Origin of the sequence: Iamia sp. SCSIO 61187, assembly GCF_019443745.1 — a bacterium.
GTDB lineage: Bacteria > Actinomycetota > Acidimicrobiia > Acidimicrobiales > Iamiaceae > Iamia.
The window spans coordinates 2,306,963-2,325,365 of sequence record NZ_CP050948.1 but is presented as its reverse complement, the minus strand read 5'-3'; the positions used below and the strand labels follow the sequence as shown (position 1 = coordinate 2,325,365).

Annotated in this window: 18 protein-coding genes; 3 read left to right on the top strand and 15 right to left on the bottom strand. The window is 73.7% G+C overall.

The genetic code is table 11. From position 1 onward, the window contains the following. Window positions 1-195: 195 nt before the first annotated feature. The 3 genes from HC251_RS11205 to HC251_RS11195 are packed head-to-tail and all read right to left on the bottom strand — an operon-like array spanning window position 196 to window position 3,418. The gene (locus tag HC251_RS11205; RefSeq protein ID WP_219945368.1) at window positions 196-2,556 is read right to left on the bottom strand and encodes an excinuclease ABC subunit UvrA; all 2,361 of its coding nucleotides are present in this window, start codon (window positions 2,554-2,556) and stop codon (window positions 196-198) included. Continuing rightward, entirely contained in the window at window positions 2,553-2,963 is a 411-nt protein-coding gene (locus HC251_RS11200; RefSeq protein WP_219945367.1) for a VOC family protein, read from the bottom strand. The genes HC251_RS11205 and HC251_RS11200 overlap by 4 nt, the downstream gene beginning before the upstream one ends. 5 nt (window positions 2,964-2,968) lie before the next feature. Continuing rightward, complete coding sequence (locus HC251_RS11195; RefSeq protein ID WP_219945366.1) at window positions 2,969-3,418, bottom strand: helix-turn-helix transcriptional regulator; 450 nt, start codon at window positions 3,416-3,418, stop codon at window positions 2,969-2,971. Window positions 3,419-3,470: 52 nt separating this feature from the next. Here HC251_RS11195 and HC251_RS11190 point away from each other — a divergent pair, with 52 nt between their 5' ends. The 3 genes from HC251_RS11190 to HC251_RS11180 all read left to right on the top strand — a co-directional run bounded on the left by HC251_RS11190 (window position 3,471) and on the right by HC251_RS11180 (window position 7,184). Continuing rightward, window positions 3,471-4,610, top strand: a complete 1,140-nt coding sequence (locus HC251_RS11190; RefSeq protein ID WP_219945365.1) for a serine hydrolase — start codon at window positions 3,471-3,473, stop codon at window positions 4,608-4,610. A 99-nt stretch (window positions 4,611-4,709) separates the two neighbouring features. Continuing rightward, on the top strand, window positions 4,710-6,305 hold the full coding sequence (locus tag HC251_RS11185; protein WP_219945364.1) for a hypothetical protein: 1,596 nt from the start codon (window positions 4,710-4,712) through the stop codon (window positions 6,303-6,305). A 105-nt stretch (window positions 6,306-6,410) separates the two neighbouring features. Continuing rightward, complete coding sequence (locus HC251_RS11180) at window positions 6,411-7,184, top strand: crotonase/enoyl-CoA hydratase family protein (protein WP_255566689.1); 774 nt, start codon at window positions 6,411-6,413, stop codon at window positions 7,182-7,184. Window positions 7,185-7,252: 68 nt separating this feature from the next. On the opposite strand, the gene HC251_RS11175 is transcribed toward HC251_RS11180, so the two are convergent. The 12 genes from HC251_RS11175 to HC251_RS11120 all read right to left on the bottom strand — a co-directional run bounded on the left by HC251_RS11175 (window position 7,253) and on the right by HC251_RS11120 (window position 18,402). After that, on the bottom strand, window positions 7,253-7,663 hold the full coding sequence (locus HC251_RS11175) for an NUDIX hydrolase (RefSeq protein WP_219945362.1): 411 nt from the start codon (window positions 7,661-7,663) through the stop codon (window positions 7,253-7,255). Further along, window positions 7,660-8,145, bottom strand: a complete 486-nt coding sequence (locus tag HC251_RS11170; protein ID WP_219945361.1) for a GNAT family N-acetyltransferase — start codon at window positions 8,143-8,145, stop codon at window positions 7,660-7,662. The genes HC251_RS11175 and HC251_RS11170 overlap by 4 nt, the downstream gene beginning before the upstream one ends. Window positions 8,146-8,149: 4 nt before the next feature. After that, window positions 8,150-8,698, bottom strand: a complete 549-nt coding sequence (locus HC251_RS11165) for a hypothetical protein (RefSeq protein ID WP_219945360.1) — start codon at window positions 8,696-8,698, stop codon at window positions 8,150-8,152. Beyond that, window positions 8,695-9,174, bottom strand: a complete 480-nt coding sequence (locus tag HC251_RS11160; protein WP_219945359.1) for a DUF4193 family protein — start codon at window positions 9,172-9,174, stop codon at window positions 8,695-8,697. The genes HC251_RS11165 and HC251_RS11160 overlap by 4 nt, the downstream gene beginning before the upstream one ends. Window positions 9,175-9,300: 126 nt before the next feature. Then, window positions 9,301-10,113 (bottom strand): hypothetical protein, encoded by an 813-nt coding sequence (locus tag HC251_RS11155; protein ID WP_219945358.1) that lies wholly within the window; start codon window positions 10,111-10,113, stop codon window positions 9,301-9,303. Continuing rightward, window positions 10,110-11,432 carry an MCE family protein gene (locus HC251_RS11150; RefSeq protein ID WP_219945357.1) on the bottom strand — a complete coding sequence of 441 codons (1,323 nt, stop codon included), beginning with the start codon at window positions 11,430-11,432 and terminating at the stop codon, window positions 10,110-10,112. Before HC251_RS11150 ends, HC251_RS11155 begins: the two co-directional genes overlap by 4 nt. Before the next feature lie 3 nt (window positions 11,433-11,435). After that, window positions 11,436-12,413, bottom strand: a complete 978-nt coding sequence (locus HC251_RS11145; protein WP_219945356.1) for an MlaD family protein — start codon at window positions 12,411-12,413, stop codon at window positions 11,436-11,438. Further along, window positions 12,410-13,930: an MCE family protein gene (locus HC251_RS11140; protein ID WP_219945355.1), complete on the bottom strand. Its 1,521-nt coding sequence runs from the start codon at window positions 13,928-13,930 to the stop codon at window positions 12,410-12,412. Before HC251_RS11140 ends, HC251_RS11145 begins: the two co-directional genes overlap by 4 nt. Further along, complete coding sequence (locus HC251_RS11135; protein ID WP_219945354.1) at window positions 13,927-15,129, bottom strand: MlaD family protein; 1,203 nt, start codon at window positions 15,127-15,129, stop codon at window positions 13,927-13,929. The genes HC251_RS11140 and HC251_RS11135 overlap by 4 nt, the downstream gene beginning before the upstream one ends. A 5-nt stretch (window positions 15,130-15,134) precedes the next feature. Next, on the bottom strand, window positions 15,135-16,250 hold the full coding sequence (locus HC251_RS11130) for an MCE family protein (protein WP_219945353.1): 1,116 nt from the start codon (window positions 16,248-16,250) through the stop codon (window positions 15,135-15,137). Further along, window positions 16,247-17,539, bottom strand: coding sequence for an MlaD family protein (locus tag HC251_RS11125; protein ID WP_219945352.1), 1,293 nt, complete (start codon window positions 17,537-17,539; stop codon window positions 16,247-16,249). Before HC251_RS11125 ends, HC251_RS11130 begins: the two co-directional genes overlap by 4 nt. Next, on the bottom strand, window positions 17,536-18,402 hold the full coding sequence (locus HC251_RS11120; protein ID WP_219945351.1) for an ABC transporter permease: 867 nt from the start codon (window positions 18,400-18,402) through the stop codon (window positions 17,536-17,538). Before HC251_RS11120 ends, HC251_RS11125 begins: the two co-directional genes overlap by 4 nt. Window position 18,403 lies beyond the last annotated feature (1 nt).

Sequence of the window (18,403 nt, the reverse complement as noted above, 5' to 3'; positions counted from 1 at the left end):
CTGCGCCGCGTGCGCTCTTGAGGCGCCGATAATGTCGCCCAGCGCGCGGGGAGACGGTCATCTTGGTGTCAGGCACCACGTGGCCTTGCCCACCCCGGTGGGGCCGGCGATCCCCGGCCACTTGGTGCCTGACACCACGTGACCCGCGCCGACCAACCGTTGGCGGGGCAGTCCTGGCACCACGTGGCACGGCGGTCAGGCGGTGGTGACGTACTGGGCGAGGTGCTTGGCGGTCAGGGTCTTCTTCTTGATGAGGGCGGACGGGGGGCCCTCGAAGACCACTCTGCCGCCGTCGTGGCCGGGGCCGGGGCCGAGGTCGATGATCCAGTCGGCGTGGGCCATGACGGCCTGGTGGTGCTCGATGACGATGACCGAGCGGCCGGCGTTGACCAGGCGGTCGAGGAGGCCGAGCAGCTGGCCGACGTCGGCCAGGTGGAGGCCCGTGGTCGGCTCGTCGAGGACGTAGACCTCGCCCTTGTCCGCCATCTGCGTCGCCAGCTTGAGCCGCTGGCGCTCACCGCCGGACAGGGTCGTGAGCGGCTGGCCCAGGCTGAGGTAGCCGAGCCCCACGTCGGCCAGGCGGTCGAGGACCTTGTGGGCGGCGGGGACCTTGGCCTCGCCGTCGGCGAAGAAGGCCTCGGCCTCGGTGACCGACATGGCCAGCACCTCGGCGATGTTCCGGCCGCCCAGGGTGTGCTCCAGGACCGCGGCCTGGAACCTCCTCCCCTCGCACTCCTCGCACAGCGACTCGACCGTCGCCATCACCCCCAGCTCGGTGAAGATGACGCCCGCCCCGTTGCACGTCGGGCAGGCGCCCTCCGAGTTGGAGCTGAACAGCGCCGGCTTCACGCCGTTGGCCTTGGCGAAGGCCTTGCGGATCGGGTCGAGCAGCCCGGTGTAGGTCGCCGGGTTGCTCCGTCGCGACCCCCGGATGGCGCCCTGGTCGACCACCACCACCCCGTCGCGGCCGGCGACCGAGCCGTGGATCAGCGAGCTCTTGCCCGACCCGGCCACGCCCGTCACCACGCACAGGACCCCGAGCGGGATGTCCACGTCGACGTCCTGGAGGTTGTGCGTCGACGCCCCCCGCACCTCGAGCGCCCCGGTGGCGGCACGCACCGACGGCTTGAGCGTCGCCCGGTCGTCGAGGTGGCGACCGGTGGTGGTGGCGCTCCCCCGCAGCCCCTCCACCGTGCCCTCGAAGCACACGGTGCCACCGGCGGTGCCGGCGCCGGGCCCGAGGTCCACGACGTGGTCGGCGATGGCGATCGTCTCGGGCTTGTGCTCCACGACGAGGACGGTGTTGCCCTTGTCCCGCAGCTGGAGCAGGAGGGCGTTCATCCGCTCGATGTCGTGGGGGTGGAGGCCGATCGTGGGCTCGTCGAAGACGTAGGTGACGTCGGTCAGCGACGAACCGAGGTGGCGGATCATCTTGGTCCGCTGGGCCTCACCCCCGGACAGGGTCCCCGACGGCCGGTCGAGCGACAGGTACCCGAGCCCGATCGCCGCGAACGAGTCGAGCAGGTGCTGGAGCCCGGCCAGGAGGGGGGCCACCGACGGCTCGTCCAGCCCCCGGACCCACTCGGCCAGGTCGCTGATCTGCAGGGCGCACGCGTCGGCGATGCTCGTGCCGCCGATCGTCGACGACCGGGCCTCGGGGCCGAGCCGGGTGCCGTCGCAGTCGGGGCAGGTCGTGAACGTCACCACCCGCTCCACGAAGGCCCGGATGTGGGGCTGCATGGCGTCGACGTCCTTGGACAGGAACGACTTCTGGATCTGCGGGATCAGCCCGGAGTAGGTGAGGTTGATCCCCTCGACCTTGATCTTGGTGGGCTCGCGGTGGAGGAGGTCGTGGAGCTCCCGCTTGGTGAACCTCCCGATCGGCTTGTCGGGGTCGAAGTAGCCGCAGCCCCGGAAGATCCGGCCGTACCAGCCCTCCATGCTGTAGCCCGGGATCGTCAGGGCCCCCTCGTTGAGCGACTTGGTGGCGTCGTACATCGCCGTGAGGTCGAAGTCGCTGACCGACCCCCGCCCCTCGCAGCGGGGGCACATCCCCCCGAGGCGGTTGAAGGTGACCTTCTCCCGCTTCGTCTTGTCGCCCCGATCGACCGCCACCGACCCGCTGGCCGAGACCGAGGGGACGTTGAACGAGTAGGCGTTGGGCGGGCCGATGTGGGGCTGGCCCAGCCGGCTGAAGAGGATCCGCAGCATGGCGTTGGCGTCGGTGACCGTGCCGACCGTCGACCGGGGGTTGGCCCCCAGCCGCTCCTGGTCGACGATGATCGCCGTCGTCAGGCCGTCGAGCAGGTCGACCTCGGGGCGGGCCAGGGTGGGCATGAACCCCTGCACGAAGGCGCTGTAGGTCTCGTTGATCAGCCGCTGCGACTCGGCCGCGATGGTGGCGAACACCAGCGAGCTCTTGCCCGACCCGGAGACGCCGGTGAACACCGTCAGCCGCCGCTTGGGCAGCTCGACGCTGACGTCCTTCAGGTTGTTCTCCCGCGCGCCCTGCACGCGGATCATGTCGTGGCTGTCGGCCGCCGCGGCCTCCGTCATCGGACCTCCTGGATGCGCACCATGTTGCCGGCGGGGTCGCGGACGGCGCAGTCCCGGGCCCCCCAGTCCTGCTCGGTCGGCTCCTGCACGATCTCGACGTCGCCGGCCTGGATCTTCTCGAAGGTGCCGTCGAGGTCCGGGGTCCCGAGCATGATGCTGGCGTAGGTGCCCTTGGCCATCATCTCGGCGATGGTGCGGCGCTCGTCGTCGGTGATGCCCGGGTCCGCCGCCGGCGGCGTCAGCACGACGTTGGTGTCGGTCTGGCCGGGAGGGCCGATCGTGATCCACCGCATGTCCTCGTACCCGACGTCCTTGCGGACCTCGAAGCCGAGCAGGTCGCGGTAGAAGGCCAGCGAGGCCTCCGGGTCGGTGTGGGGCAGGAACGTGGTGTGGATGGTGATGTCCATGGCGATCAGGATGCGCGAGGGGCGGCGACGCGTGCTTCTCGATTCCTGACCGGTCGGGTGACCCGCCGGGCGACGCAGGGCGGGATCCCCTCCGTGGCCGTGCCCGCCTCCCGCCGGTAGACGCTGGGCGGCACGCCGACCAGCTCGGTGAAGCGGGTGCTGAAGGTGCCCAGCGACTGGCACCCCACGGCGAAGCAGACGTCGGTGACGCTCATGTCGCCCCGCCGCAGCAGGGTCATGGGCCGCTCGATGCGCCGGGTCATCAGGTACGAGTACGGCGACTCGCCGTAGGCCAGCCGGAACTGCCGGCTGAGGTGGCCGGCCGACATGTGGACGCCGCGGGCCAGGGCCTCGACGTCGAGCGGCTGGGCGTGCTCGCGGTCCATGCGGTCCCGGACGCGCCGCAGGAGGACGAGGTCGTCCAGGGTCGGGGCCGCAGCCCGCCTGCCGGTCACGGGCCCGATGGTGCCACGTGGGGCGGCGGGCGTGGTGCGGCAGACTCGCCGGGTGACGGTTCCGATCGACGGGTGGGTCGACCCGCGCTTCGCCGCGGTGCGGGAGGCGTTCGTCGGCAACTTCACCGACAGGGGCGAGGTCGGCGGCGCCGTCCACGTCGTCCACCGGGGCGAGGTGGTGGTCGACCTGGTCGGCGGGTGGGCCGACGAGGAGCGCACCCGGCCGTGGACGCACGACACCATCGTCGACGTCTACTCCGTCGGGAAGGCCATCTTGGCGGTCCTGGCCCTGCAGCTCGTCGACGACGGGGTGCTGGCCCTCGACCAGCCCGTCGCCGAGGTGTGGCCCGACTTCGCCGCCGGGGGCAAGGCCGGCGCCACCGTCGAGCACGCCCTCACCCACCGGGCGGGCGTGCCCGCCATCCGCGAGCCGCTCACCGACGCCGACCTGTTCTCGTGGGCCACGATGACCGCCGCCCTCGCCGCCACCGAGACCTGGTGGGTGCCCGGCGAGCGGCTGGCGTACCACACCAACACCTTCGGGCACCTCGTGGGCGAGATCGTCCACCGGGCGACCGGGCAGATGCCGGGCGAGCGGCTGCGGGCCGTCACCGGCCCGCTCGGGGCCGACGTGTGGTTCGGCGTGCCGGACGCCGAGCAGCACCGCTGCGCCGACATCATCTGGGACCCGGGCTCCCCGCTCCCCCCGCTCGACTCCTTCTCCGGCCTCGAGGGCGACCTCCTCATGAACGCCCTCTCCCTGTTCAACCCGCCCGGCTACTCGTCGATCGGCCTGGTCAACACCCCGGCCTGGCGGGCCGCCGAGATCGGGTCCACCAGCGGGCACGCATCGGCGTCGGGCATCGCCCGCCTGTACGCCGCCCTCCTCGAGCCCCACCGCCTCCTCTCCCCCACGCTGCTCGCCCGGGCCACCGCCCCGCGGGTGACGGCCCGGTGCCCGATCCTCGGCGACGAGGTGACCTACGGCGTCGGTTTCCAGCCCACCACGGCCCGCCGCCCCCTCGGGCCCAACGGCCGGTCCTTCGGCCACTACGGCTCGGGCGGCGCCCTCGGCTTCGCCGACCCCGATGCCGGCATCGCCTTCGGGTACGCCATGAACCACCTGATCCCCCGCTGGCAGAGCACCCGCAACCGGGCCCTCATCGAGGCCGTCTACGCCTCGCTCGCCTGAGGCCCGCACCGCGCCGCGCCTGGTCGCACCGCCCTTGACGGCGGAGACCGCGGATCGGCCTGCGTTGCTGGAGGGGGCGACGAGTACGGTGGCCCGCCTATGGCCCGCCGGATCGAGATCGAGCTGACGAGCGCCCGCGACGACGGGACCTGGACCTGGCGCGCCGCTGGAGCGCGCGAGCCCAAGGGGGTGGTCGAGGCGGCCAAGCTGCCCGGCAGCCCGACCGCCGGCGACGTCTTGCGGGTCGAGGTCGAGATCGGGCTCGACGGGACCGAGATCACCGCCGTCCTCCCCCCCAAGACCAAGGCCCGCAAGGAGCCCGAGCGCCTCGAGCTGCTCGGGCGGGAGCTGACCGACGACGAGCTGGTCACCAGCAAGCTGGTCGGCAAGCGGGGCCGCCGCGACCGCGACGACGATCGCCGCGGCGGCCGGGGCGGCGGCCGCGGCCGCGACGGCCGCTCCGGTGGTCCCGGCCGCGGGCGGGGTGATCGGCCCGGCGGCCGCGACGGACGCCCGGGCGGCGATCGACCCGGCGGCGAGCGCGGGGCCCGCCACCCTCGCGACGACAGCCGCGGCGGCCCGGGTGACCGGGGGCCGCGCCGCGAGGGCGCCGGATCCGGCCGGGGCCCGCGGACCGACCGTCCGCGCCGTCCCGTCGACGAGAAGCCGCGCCCCAAGCGGCTGCGAGCCCAGCGCACCCACCGGCGCGCCGTCCTCGACACGCTCGAGGCCCACGAGCGCCCCATCGCCGACGAGGTCCTCAAGGGCGGCATCCCCGCCGTCCGCCAGGCCGTCGAGAAGCAGAACCAGCAGGCCCGGGCCGAGGGCCGCCCCGAGGTCGACCCCACCCAGCTGGAGGCCCTCGCCGAGCGTCTCCTCCCCCGCCTCCGCGCCGCCGAGTGGCGGGACCGGGCCGACGCCGCCCTGGCCGACATCGACGAGCTCGACCTGCGCGACCTGCGCACGGTGGTCGTGGCGGCCGACTCGGCGGCCAAGGACGACGAGGCCAAGGCCCTGGCCGCCCAGCTGCGCGAGGGCCTCGAGCGCCGCGTCGAGGCCGACCACGCCGCCTGGCTGGCCGAGATGGTCGGCCTGCTCGACGACGGCCGCGTCGTGCGCGCCCTGCGGGTCAGCTCCCGCCCGCCCAAGGCCGGCGCCCCGCTGCCCCCCGACCTGGCGACCCGGATGATCGAGAGCGCCACCGCCGCCCTCACCGCCGACACCTTCGCCGACCGGTGGGAGACGGTGCTCGACGCCCTGTCCCTCTCCCCCATCCACGCCCGGGTCGCCCCGGCGTCGATCCCGGCCGAGCCCAGCGACGAGCTCAAGGCCACCGTGGCCGGGTTCGGCGAGCGGGTGCCGCTGGTCGCCCAGGCCTTCGGCGTCGAGCCCACCGCCGCGCCCCGTCGCCCCCGTCGGGGTGGCCCGCCGCGCGGCAAGGGCGGTCCCGGCGCCGGCGCCCCGCGCGGTGGCGGCAAGGGTGGTGGGCCTCGCGAGGGCGCCCGCTCGCCCCAGGGCAACAAGCCGGTCCCCCCGCCCCCGCCGGCGGCGACCCCGGAGCAGTCCGCCCCCGTGGGCGCGGCCGACGTGGCCGCCGAGGCCTCCGAGGCCACGGCGCCCGAGACCGCCCCGCCGGCGGTCGAGGCCCCCGCCGCCGAGGACGAGGCGGCCGGCCCCGAGGGCTCCGAGGGCTGACCCCTTCCGACACCTCCGGCGCGCCCCGCGCCGCCACCGGGCCAGGAGCGGGCTCTTGACCGCTCGGTCTAGGAGCGGGGCGCCGGGCCGTCTATGGTCCCGGCCATGGTCGAGTACGAGCTGGATGGCCACGTCGCCGTCATCACCATCAAGCGCCCCGAAGCCCGCAACGCGGTCAACACCGCCGTCGCCCAGGGCATGGAGGCGGCCATCGACAAGCTGGAGGAGGACCCCGACGCCTGGGTGGGGATCGTCACCGGCGGCCAGACCGACAAGGGCTGGATCTTCTGCGCCGGGGCCGACCTCAAGCAGATGGCCACCGACCCCGGCGGCATGTCGACGGCCCGCGGCGGCTTCGCCGGGTTCGTCCAGCGCGAGCGCACCAAGCCGGTGATCGCCGCCGTCGACGGTCCGGCCCTGGCCGGGGGCACCGAGATCGTCCTGGCCTGCGACATGGTCGTCGCCTCCGAGACCGCCGTGTTCGGCATCCCCGAGGTCAAGCGCAACCTGGTCGCCGCCGCCGGCGGTCTGTTCCGCCTGCCCCGCAAGATCCCCCGCAACATCGCCATGGAGCTGGCCCTCACCGGCCGCCTCGACTTCCCGGCCGAGCGGGCCCACCACTTCGGCCTGGTGAACCACCTGGCCCCCGAGGGCGGGGCGCTGGCCCGGGCCCAGGAGCTGGCCGCCCAGGTCTGCACCGCCGCCCCCCTGGCTGTGGCCGAGAGCCGCAAGATCGTGATCGAGGCCACCGACCAGCCCGACGAGGTCGGCTGGAAGATGTCCGGCGAGGGGATCATGAAGATGTTCGGCACCGAGGACTTCAGCGAGGGCCTGACCGCCTTCGCCGAGAAGCGCGACCCCGTCTGGAAGGGCCGGTAGGGCGGACCGCCCTGCGCAGCACGTCGTCCGACCCTCGGGCGGGGTCGGAGGACGTGGGCCAGCAGCCCTCAGGCGATGGTCGGGATGATGCCGTGCTCGCTGAGGAGCTCGGCCAGGCCCGGCACCAGCACCTGCTCGGCGACGTCGCCCCGCGGCACCCACCGGGCCGCCCGGGCGTCGTCGCCGGCGACCACCTCGCCCCGCTCCATCAGGTGGGCCCGGTGGACCAGCACGACGTAGTGCCCGCCCTCGCCCAGGTCCTCCCGCGCCGCCAGCAGCTCGCCGCAGGCGCCCTCGAGCCCCGTCTCCTCGAACAGCTCGCGGGTCACGGCCTCGGCGAGGGTCTCGCCCACCTCGACGTGGCCGCCCGGGAGCGCCCACAGGCCCCTGTAGGGCTCCGTGCCGCGCTGGACGAGCAGGAGGTCGTCCCCGTCGGTCACGACGGCGGACACGCCCAGGACGGGGAGGGCCGGGCTCACGGGGCCCCGCCCAGGTCCTTGTGCACCAGGATCGCCCGGGCGGTGAGCCCGAAGCGCTCGAAGTAGTTCTTGCTGTTGCGCATGCCCGGCAGCACGAGGGCGTCGATGCCCCGGCAGCCGTGGGCCGTGGCCCACGCCATCAGCTCCTCCATGAGCGCCCCGCCGAGGCCGACGGCCCGGAACCCGGCCTCGACGTAGACGTCGCTGACGACGGCGATGGCGGTCCCGTCCCCCAGCTGCTCGCGGTGGGCGTGGGCGTAGCCAGCCGGCACCCCGGCGAACAGCCCGAGGAGGACGACCCCGCTGTCGCTGGCCGCCTCGGCCAGGTCGGCGGCGAAGGTCGCCGGGAGGGGCTCGGGCCGGCCGTGCAGGAGCTGCCACATGAGCCCGCCCCGCTCCACCCCCAGCTCGTCGCGCGCGAGGACGGCCAGACGGACCAGCTCATCGAGGTCGGCCTCGGTGGCGACCCGGACCTCTTCCACGGGCCTAGCCGTTCTGGAGCTGGGTGATGCGGTTCAGGATGGTCTTGCGCCCCCGACCGGCGGACTCGTAGGCCCGCACCGCCTCCAGCTCCTCGGGCTCGAGGGCCCGGAGCCGGGGCACGACCTGGCTGGCAGCCAGGCTGTCGTAGTCGGGGATGGCGAGGGCGGTGGGGTCGAGCGGGACCTCGTCGGCCTCGGGCTCGGGCTCGGGCACCAGCTCGACGACGGGGGCCACGTCGGCCGAGGGGGCGCGATCGTCGGCCGGGGCCGGCGGCGGCGCCGAGGACGACGGGGCGGCGGTGCCGCGGGGCACCAGGCCCAGGTCGGCCAGGACGGCCTCGACCTGCTCCTGGACGGGCCCGAGGCGCTTGTTCGCCTCGACCTGGCCCTGCTGGACGGCGAACTGGCCGACCATCTTGGCCATGGTGACCTGGTTCTTGCCCCGCTCGACGAACTTGGGGAGCAGGCCCCGCGCCTCGAGGGCGAACCCCAGCGGGGCGTACACCAGGAGGTCGAGGGCGGCCTCCACCGCGTCCTTGCGCTCGTCGGTCACACGCAGTCCAGGCAGTACTGGAGGTCGGCGTCGGCGAGCTGGCTGGGGGGCTTCACGAGGAAGCAGGACTGGCAGGTGAACTCGCCCGGGCGCTTGGGCTGGACCCGGCCGCCGGTCTCGGCCGGCGTGGCCTCGACCACCGGTGCGTCCTCGTCGTCGTCCTCGTCGTCGTCGGTGGCGGCGATGCGGTCCTTGAGGATGGTGTCGAGGTCCTCCTCGACGTCGTCGGGGTCGGGCTCGTCGTCGTCGTCATCGTCGTCGCCGGCCGGCTTGGCCTTCCCGGTGACGGGCTCGTCGTCGTCGTCGTCATCGTCGTCGTCGACCAGCTCGGCATCGTCCCCGACGACATCGGCGTCGACGACCAGGGGGTCGTCGTCGTCCTCGATGACATCGGCGTCGATGTCGACCTCGTCGTCGTCCTCGAGCTCCTCGGGGTCGATCTCGACGTCGTCGTCGGTCGGTTCTTCGTCTGCCATGGGTTCCTTCGGGAGCCGGGTGGTGGTCGGCGATCGCGGCGGATCATAGGCCGCGCCCACCCCGATGCAACGCACCCGGAGCCCCGGCCGGACGTGGCGTCCGTCATGCCGGGCCGGAGCCGACGATCAGCCCGGAGCGGTGGTGGTGGGAGCGGGGGGCTCGCCGCCCGCCCCGCCCTCCGCCCCGAGGTCGGCGCCCTGCAGCTGGGCTCCCGGCGGGGCGTCGAGGACCTCGACCGTCTGCACCTTCCACTCGCCGTCGACCCGCACCATGGTCAGCTCGACCCGGAGGGTGTCGGTGATGGGCTGGGGGCTGCGGTTGTTGGCCACCGTCTGGTCGGCGACGAAGAACACGACGCCCCGGTCCCCCGAGAAGCCCTGCACGTAGATGTCACGGATCTCGCTGCGACTGGTGGCCTGGGCGTCGCGCAGCTGGGCCCGGATCTCCTCGTCGTAGAAGCGGTCGGCCTCCTCGGCGAAGTCGCCGGTCGCGAAGTCGAGGATCCGGTCGAAGTCGGCGTCGATGGTCGCGGCGTCGAAGTTCGTCAGGGCGATGCCGAACTCCCGCGCCTCGGTGCGCATCTCGACCACCTCCGGGGCGAGCCCGTCCTCGGTGGCCGCCCGGGAGTCGGCCGCCCGCCACGCCAGCCCGAAGCCGATGGTGCCCAGGACCCCGAGGACGGCCAGCACCTTCCAGACGGTCGCCACCGACGGGACGGGGCGGGCCGCCGCCCGGGATCGGGCCGGAGCGGCGGCGCCCCGCCGCGGTGCCCCGGGCGAGGACGGCGAGGTGCGATCGGGACCGTCCCCGGCCTCGGGGGCCCCGGCCTCGGTGGCCCCGGCCTCGGGGGCGGCGGGGGTCGAATCCGGGCGGCGGGCCGCGGCCCGCGCCTGGCGGCGGGTCCCAGGGCGGGCGTCCGGGGTGGTGGTGGGGCTCACGTGCGGGTCCTCCGGGGGCGGCGAGCGCGGGGGCCGGCGATCCAGAGGAGCACCGCACCGCCCACGCCGAGGGCGACGATGGGGATCAGCGGTGGGTTCGACGTGCGCGCCGTGCGGTCCTGCTCCCCCACCCCGTCGGCGGGCGGGGCGGCCAGCTCCCCGTCGACAGGCCGGCCGCTGGCATCCACGATGCGGCCGCCGGCCTCGACCGGGGCCGGGTCCTGCTGGCGGGGGGCGCCGGTCCCGCCGGCGAAGGGCGAGTCGCACGCCTCGCCCAGCCGGGTCGTCGGCGTGGCCACCTTGGGGTCGTAGGCGAGGCCGGGGGGCCCGGGCGGCGGCAGGAGGAGCTGGGTGCGCAGCCAGGTCTGGTCGTCGCGGGTGCCGCCCCCGTGGCCGACGTCCTCGGTGTGACCCTGGACGGCGACGTCGTCGATGATCCCGAAGAAGGTCTCGGACAGCTGCAGCCCCCGGTCGAGGTCGGCCAGGGTGGCGCCGTCGAGCTGGGTCACCAGGGTGCCCAACGACCCCACCAGGCAGTGGAGGTCGGCCCGGGTGTCGAGGAGGATGGGGTCGGCCAGCTCGGCCAGGGTCGACCCGTCCCGGAGCAGCTCGACGATGTCGGTGCGCCGGTCGGCGAGGATGGCGGTGACCAGGCGGGTGTTCTCGACGGCGGCACGGATGTCGTCACCGGACTCGGTCAGGTCGTCGAGCACCGGCGGGGCGTTCTCGAACAGGGCTCGCAGGTCGTCGTCGCGCCGGAGCAGCTCGGTGGTGATGATCTCGGTGGAGCGGACGAGCGAGTGGATGTCGTCGGCCCGGCCGCGGAGGGCGGTGGCGGTCTCGCTGATCACCGTGTTGAGGTCCTCGGTGGGGATGGCCCGGAGCAGGTCCTGGACCGTGGTGATGACCTCCTCGACGTTCGGTGGCACGGCGTCCTCGGCGGCCGGCACCCGCGACCCGTCGGGGTACGGCGGGGCGGTGCCCCCCTGGGTGGGCGACAGGTCGATGCGCTGCTCCCCGATGGCGCTGGCCCGCACGATGCGGGCCTCGGCGTCGCCGGGGACCTCCCGGCCCTCGTCGAGGGCAATCGTGATGTCCACGCCGTCCTCGACCAGCTCGACCCGGTCGACGGTGCCCACGACCACGCCGTCGAGGGTCACGCTGAACCCGGGACGGAGGCCGGCGGTCTCGGGCATCCGGGTCACCAGCGTCACCGGCTCGAGGAACGGGTTGCCGAACAGGTTGAGGAAGCCGTAGCCGATGATCCCGGTGGCGACGGCGAAGAAGGTGACGAGGTTGATGACGAGTCGGCGGTCCATCGGTCAGTCGCAGTCGTTGAGCCGGTCGCCGTCGATCTCGCCGCCGCCGGGGAGGCCGCAGATGATGATGTCCCCGATGACCTGGCCGAAGTCGCCCTGCAGGATCGTGGGCACCCGGGTGTTGTGCTCGGGCAGGAACTGGAGGACCCGGGCCAGGGCGGCCTGCTCGGTGGCGACGGCGCGGGTCGCCGAGCGCAGGGCCCGCAGCCCCAGGTCGATGCGGTCGAAGTGGGTGACGAGGAGGTCGGCCCCCTCGACGGCCAGGGCGGTCAGCGAGCGGACGGTGGCGAGGAAGTCGGCCGAGGTCTCGTCGAGGATCTCGGTCGTCTCGGCCAGGTGGGACAGGGCCTCGGCGTGGGCCTCGGCCTCGGGGCTGACGTCGCTCGCCAGCTGGCCGATGTCGGCGATCAGCTGGGTGATGGTGTCGGTGCGGGCGGCGTAGCCCTCGGTGATGGTCTCCAGGCGGGTCAGGAGGAGCGCCAGGTCGGGTCCCCGCCCCTCGACGGAGTTGGCGCTCTCCTCGATGATCACGGCCAGCTGCGAGGCGCTGATCGAGGTGAACAGCTCGGTGCCCGAGGACACGAGGTCCTCGACGTCGGGCACGACCACGGCCTGGTCGATGGTCGCCCCGTCGGCCAGCCGCGCCGCGTCCTCGTCGTCGGTCAGCGGTCGGAGCTCGACGAACTTCTCGCCCAGGGCGCTCGTGCGCCGGAGGCGGGCCTGGACCTCGGCCGGGACGGCGACGTCCTCGTCGACCGCGACCCGCACCTCCACCCGGTGGTCGTCGGTCAGCTCGATGCTCGTCACCTGCCCGATGCGGACGTCGGACATCTGCACCGGCGCGCCGGTGGTCAGGTCGGCCACGTCGTCGAACACGGCGGTCGCCTGGATGCGGCCGTCGTCGCCGCGCGAGCAGCCGGCGAGGGCGACGGCCACCACGGCCAGGGCGGCCGCGACCCGGCCGACGACCGGCCGCCTCATCGGCCCCCCTCCCCGCTGAGGGCGCTGAGCAGGTCGTCCACCAGGCCGTCCACGGTCCCGCCGGCCCCCGGCAGCAGCGGGTCGAGCTGGGCCGCCGGGTCCTGGGCGAGGAGGGCGTCGATCGCCGCCCCCAGCTGCGTCGGGTCGACGCCCTGGAGCTGGGCCAGCTGCTCGGGGCGGAGGCGGGTGAGGGCGGCGAGCTGGTGGTCCCGGAGGCGGGGGATGGCCTCGAGCAGCCCGGCGTCGAGGCCGGCCAGGACGTCCCGCTGGGCGTCGTCGAGGAGGCTGCCGATCCGGTCCAGGACCTGTTGGAGCAGCTCGTCGAGGTCGGGCGGCGGGGGCAGGGTGACCGGTGGCACGGTGGCCGGGGGCTGGTCGGCGGCGGGGGCGCTCGTCGACGGCGGCGGGGCGGTCGTCGGGGCCGGCTCGCCGTGGCGCGCCGCCAGCGCCTCGGGGTCGAGCAGCCCGGGCAGCAGCTCGGTGATGCCGGCGAAGAAGTCCGAGGTGGGGTCGCTGCACTCGGCCAGGCCCAGGCGGCGGCAGATGCCCGCCAGCCGGTCCCGCAGGCGGGACGCGATGAGGTCCTGGGTGAGCGACGAGTTGAGCTGGTTGTTGACCCGCAGGGTGCGGCGCTCGGGGCTGTAGGCCCGCTCGGCCGCCTCGAAGAGCCGCACCGTGTCCGAGAGGGTGGCCTGCAGCCGGTCGATGTTGATCTCGAGGGTGCTGCCCGCCTGGGCCAGCACCTCGACGTCGGCGGGCAGCTCCTGGCCGTGGCGCTCCAGCAGCCCGGTGAGGGCGACCACGGCCCGGTCCAGCTGGGTGATGGTGGCGTCGAGGTCGTCGCGGTTCGCCACCAGCACCTCGGCCAGCAGGTTGTAGTTGCGCAGCAGCTCCTCGACGGACCCGGTGCGGTCCTTGAGGGCCTCGCTGAGCCCGGCGATCGACTCGACGATGTCGCCGATCTCGGTGGCCTTGTCGGCCACGACCTCCACCGCCCCGGCGCCCTCCTCCAGCAGCGAGGCGATCTCCTCGCCCTGGCCGTCGAGGAGCGTGGCCATCTCGGTGACCAGCTCCGACGCCGCGTCCGGGTCGATGGCCCCGGTGAGGTCCTGGAGGCCGCGGAGCAGCTCGTCGAACTCGGCCGGGACCCGGGTGTCGGTGATCTCGGCGCCGGGCTCGAGCGTGGGACCACCGGTGTAGGCGGGCCCGATCTGGACGTAGCGCTCCCCCAGCAGGCTGAGGGGGACGATCGTGGCGGTGGCGTCGGCCGGCAGGTCCTGGTCGTCCTCGATGTCCAAGGTGACGGTGACGCCGTCGCCCTCGGGCTCGACGGAGACCACCCGGCCCACGTCGATCCCGATGACCCGGACCTTGCTCCCCGGGTACAGGCCCACGGCCCGATCGAAGCGGGCGGTCAGCTCGTAGCCGTGGGAGCGGTCGCCGAAGACGCTGCACGCCGAGGCCGACAGGACGGTCACCACGACCAGCACGACGGAGAGGGCGCGGCGCGGGCTCATCCGCCCGCCTCCGGGGTCGCGGCCAGGGCCGGGCCGTAGATGCCGAGCAGCCCGGTCGAGTCGCTCTCGGCCTCCGTGGAGCCCCCGCCGGAGCCGCCCGATCCGGGCTGGCCGGGGCCGGGGCTGCCGGGCAACGGCCCGGTGCGGTCGTCGCAGTCGACGACCGGGTCGGGTCCCAGGGCCAGGTCGAGGGCGGTGTCGATGGCGCCGCAGGAGCCGAGGAGGATGTCCGGTCCGACGGGGCCCAGCAGCTGGGTGTAGAGGTTGGCCCACGGGTGGGACACCTCGTCGGGACCGGAGTAGCCGACCGAGGCGAAGCCCTGGATGGCACTCGACACCAGGGCCACGGACTGGGCCAGGTCGACCTGGTGGCGGCCCACGATCTCCAGGTCGGCGTGGAGCTCGTCGAGGATGCGGTCGAGGGCGGGCTGGTTCTCCTCGACCAGGTCGGAGATGCGGGTCGCGGCCTCCGAGGTCTGGCGCAGCAGCTCGACCAGCTCGGCCCGCCGGCGGACCAGCGTCTCCACCACGACGTTGAGGTCGTCGACGGCGTCCAGCAGCTCCTCGTCGCGGGCGTCGAGCGTCGCCGTGAGGGTGCGGGTGGCGTCGATCAGGTCGCGCGCCTCCTGCTCCCGGGCGTTGATCGTCACGGCCAGGTCCTCGAGCCCGTCGAGGATGTCGGCCACGTCGTCCCGCTTGCCCTCGGTGATCCGCAGGACCGTGTCGATCAGGCTGTCGATGGCCTCGCCGTCGGTCTCCTCGAGGAGCGGGGTGCCGATGTTCTGCAGGTCGAGCGCCTCGGTGGGCGTGCTGGTGTCGGTGATGACGGCGTCCTCCTGCAGCAGGTCGTCCCACTCGTCGCCCGGGACGAGGCGCACCGACTTCGACCCCAGCAGGGTGTCGACCACGATGTCCGCCCGGGTGTCGGCGGGGAGCTCGATGCCGGCGTCGACGCCCAGGACGACCTCGACCTCGGTGCCCTCCTGGCGGACCGACTCGACCGCACCGGACGTGATCCCGGCCACCTTGACGTGGGAGCCGGGGGTGATGCCGGCGCTGTCGGAGAACCGGGCCCGGACGGTGTAGCGATCGGCCAGGACGCCGCTGTTCAGCATCAGGGCGGCCCCGGTGAAGGCGGCGATGAGGGTCACGACCACGGCGCCGATGACGACCGGGTTGCGCTCGGTGAACGACCTCACCCGGATCACGGCGCCGGCACCCCCTGGGAGGCGAACCCGAACACCGAGTCCAGGAGGCCGGCCCCCCCGGCGGGGGCGGGCGGTTGCACGCTGCCGAGGGCGTCGGTGGCCACGCTCTCGTGGGTGCAGGTGGCCTGGTTCGCCAGGCACGTCACCGTGAGCCGCACCTGGAACCACTGGCCGTAGGCCGAGATGCGGTGGTACGGCGCCAGGCCGGCCGGGAAGGTGGCCAGCCCCTCCTCCAGGTCGTCGCGGTGCTGGGCGAGGGTCCCGGCGATGGTGTCGAGGTCGCCGATCACGCCCTCGATGTCACCCTCGCGCTGCTCCAGCAGGTCGTTCAGGTGGGTCTGGACCTCGACCAGCCCGAGCACCAGGTCCTCCAGGTCCCCGGCGCGCGCCGCCAGCGAGTCGCTGACGCTCCCCACGTTCCCGATCAGGTCCTCGATGTCGCGGTCGCGCTCGGCCACCGCCCCGACCACCGTGTCGAGGTCCTCGATCAGGGTGCCGATCTGCTCGTCCGACGCGCTCACGTCGCGGCTCAGGGTGGCGGTGTTGGTGAGCAGGTCCCGGACCCGCTCCTCGTTGCCGGCCAGGGCGTCGTTCAGCGTCCGGATGAACAGGTTGGCCTTGGCCGGGTCGATGGCGCGCAGCACGGGGGCGACGGCGTTGAGCAGGGCGCCCACCTCGGCCGAGCCGACGGCGTTCTCGGGCGGGAGCCGGTCGCCCTCCTCGATCGTCTCGCCGCCGTCGTCGGGGTACAGGTACAGGTACTTCTGGCCCAGGACGTTCCGCCACCGGATGCCCGTGCGGGTCGTGGTGGTCAGCCCGAGGTCCCGCTCCAGCGAGAACGACACCACCGCCATCCCCCGCTCGACCTCGATCCCGGTGACGTGGCCGACCTGGACGCCGGCGACCTTGACGGCGTCGTTGGCGAACAGGCCCGTGGCGTCGGGCAGGACGGCCTCGTAGGTGGTCCCCGAGCCGAAGATCGGGCGGTTGCCGATGGCGCTGATGAGGGCGCCGAGGACGGCGATGCACACCGCCGAGTAGACGGCCAGCTTCAGGAGGGCCCGCCCCGGGGGGCCGGCGAGCGAGCGACGGAGGCGGGTGAGGAACGTCATCCGGCCTCCCCCGCACCGGGGGCCGGCAGGGCCCCCTCGACGATGGTGTCCAGCCCGCCGGTGGCCGTCGACGGGTCGGGCGTGGCCGCCCCCTGGTAGTAGGGCTGGGCCAGGTCCTCGATCGACGGGACCCCGGATCCGCCCTCGGCCGGCGTCGGCACCGGCGGCGAGCCCTCGTCGCCCCCGTACGGGGCGTCGCAGTCCACCATGCCGGTGCCGGTGACCAGGCCCTCGCTCAGCTGGTCGAGGACACCGGCCAGCTCCGGCGGGAGGTCGACCCCCGGGTTCACCAGGGCGCAGAGCATGGCGTTGAGGTCGTCCAGCACGACGAACACCTTGAAGAAGGCCGCCTTGGTGCCGTCGTCGAAGGTCTCGCGGGAGACCCCCTCGGCCAGCGTCTGGAGGTAGACGGCCAGGCCGTTCACGGTGTCGGCCAGCTCGTCCTCGCGGGCGATCAGCAGCCGGCTGATGTTGACCCCGCCGGTGAGCAGCCGGTCGATGTCGGGGCGGACGGTGACCAGGATCTCGGCCAGGTTGTCGGCCAGTGGGCGCAGCGTGCGCAGGAAGCGGACGAAGTCGCCCCGGGCCTGGTTCAGGGTGGGCAGCAGCACGTCGAGGTTGGCGGCGACGCCGTTGAGCCCGGGGCCGATGTCGCGGATCTGCTCGGCGAAGGCGGCCGACGACTCGAGCAGCCGGAGCTGGGCGTCGAGGGTCTCCTCGAACAGCCCGGCGGCGGCCACCGTCGGCTCCAGGGCGGCGTTGAAGCGGCGTCCGTGGCCCTGGAGGACCTGGGTCAGCTCGGTCATCAGGCCGGCCAGCTCGGTGGTGTCGATCCCCCGCAGGACGGGGTCGGCGGCGGCGATCAGCTCCTCGACCTCGGTCCCGGCCCGGGTGTGGATGAGCTCGTCGCCCGCCTCGAGGGTGTCGCCGCCGGTCGTGCCGCCCCGGAGCTCCACCGACTTCTCCCCGAACAACGTCTTGGGGGCGACGACGGCCTCGACGTCGGTGGGGATCTCGGCGTCGGGCTCGAGGGCGAGGGTGATGCGGACGTCCTGGCCCACCAGCTCGATGCGGCGCACCTCCCCGACCGGGACGCCCCGGTACAGGACGTCGCTCCCCTTGTTCAGCGACTGCCCGGCCCGGGGGAAGGTCCCGGCCACCTCGACGGTGTCGTCGAAGAGGCCGTAGGACGCCCGCACCCCCACCGTGACGCCCCCGATCATCAGGCAGGCCACGGCGATGGCCGCCACGGACCGGTGGCCCTTCGAGATCGACGGGGGCCGGCTCACAGGACGATGAACCCCACGATGCGGGCGGTGTCCTGGTCGCCGTAGAAGATCAGCGAGAGCACCAGGTTCAAGATGGTGACGGCCATGATCGAGGCCCGGATGGCCCGGCCCGCCGCCCGCCCCACCCCGGCGGGGCCGCCGGTGGCGTAGAAGCCGTACCAGCAGTGGATCAGGGTCACCACCACGGCGAAGACGATCGCCTTGACGAAGCTGTAGAAGATGTCGATCGGCGGCAGGAAAAGCTGGAAGTAGTGGTCGTAGACGCCGGGCGATAGGGTGAAGAACCGGGTCACGATCAGCTTCGTGGCGAGGAAGCTGGAGAACAGGGCGATCAGGTAGAGCGGCACCATCGTCACCAGGGCGGCCCACACCCGGGTGCACACCAGGTACACCATCGAGTCGACGCTCATGACCTCGAGGGCGTCGATCTCGTCGGAGATCCGCATCGACCCCAGCTGGGCGGTGAAGCCGGCGCCGACCTGGGCGGCCAACCCCACCCCGGCGATCAGCGGGGTGATCTCGCGGGTGTTGCCGACCGAGGAGATGACGCCCGAGAAGGCCTCGGCGCCGATCTGCTCGAGGGCGGTGAAGCCCTGGAGGCCGACCTCGGTGCCGGTGAAGAAGGCCAGGAAGAAGATCACGATGATCATCCCGCCGCCCACGACCACGGCGCCGGCGCCGATCGTCATGTCGGAGATCAGGGTGGCGATCACCTTGCGGTGCTTCAGGGCCCGGGGCAGCTTGCGCACGACCTGGCCGGAGAAGACGACCATGTCGTAGAGCAGGGCGAGGGCGCCGAAGACGGCCCCGATGGGCTTCGACGCCGCCCGCTCGACCCTCGCCGTGACCGTCGTCGCCGCCATG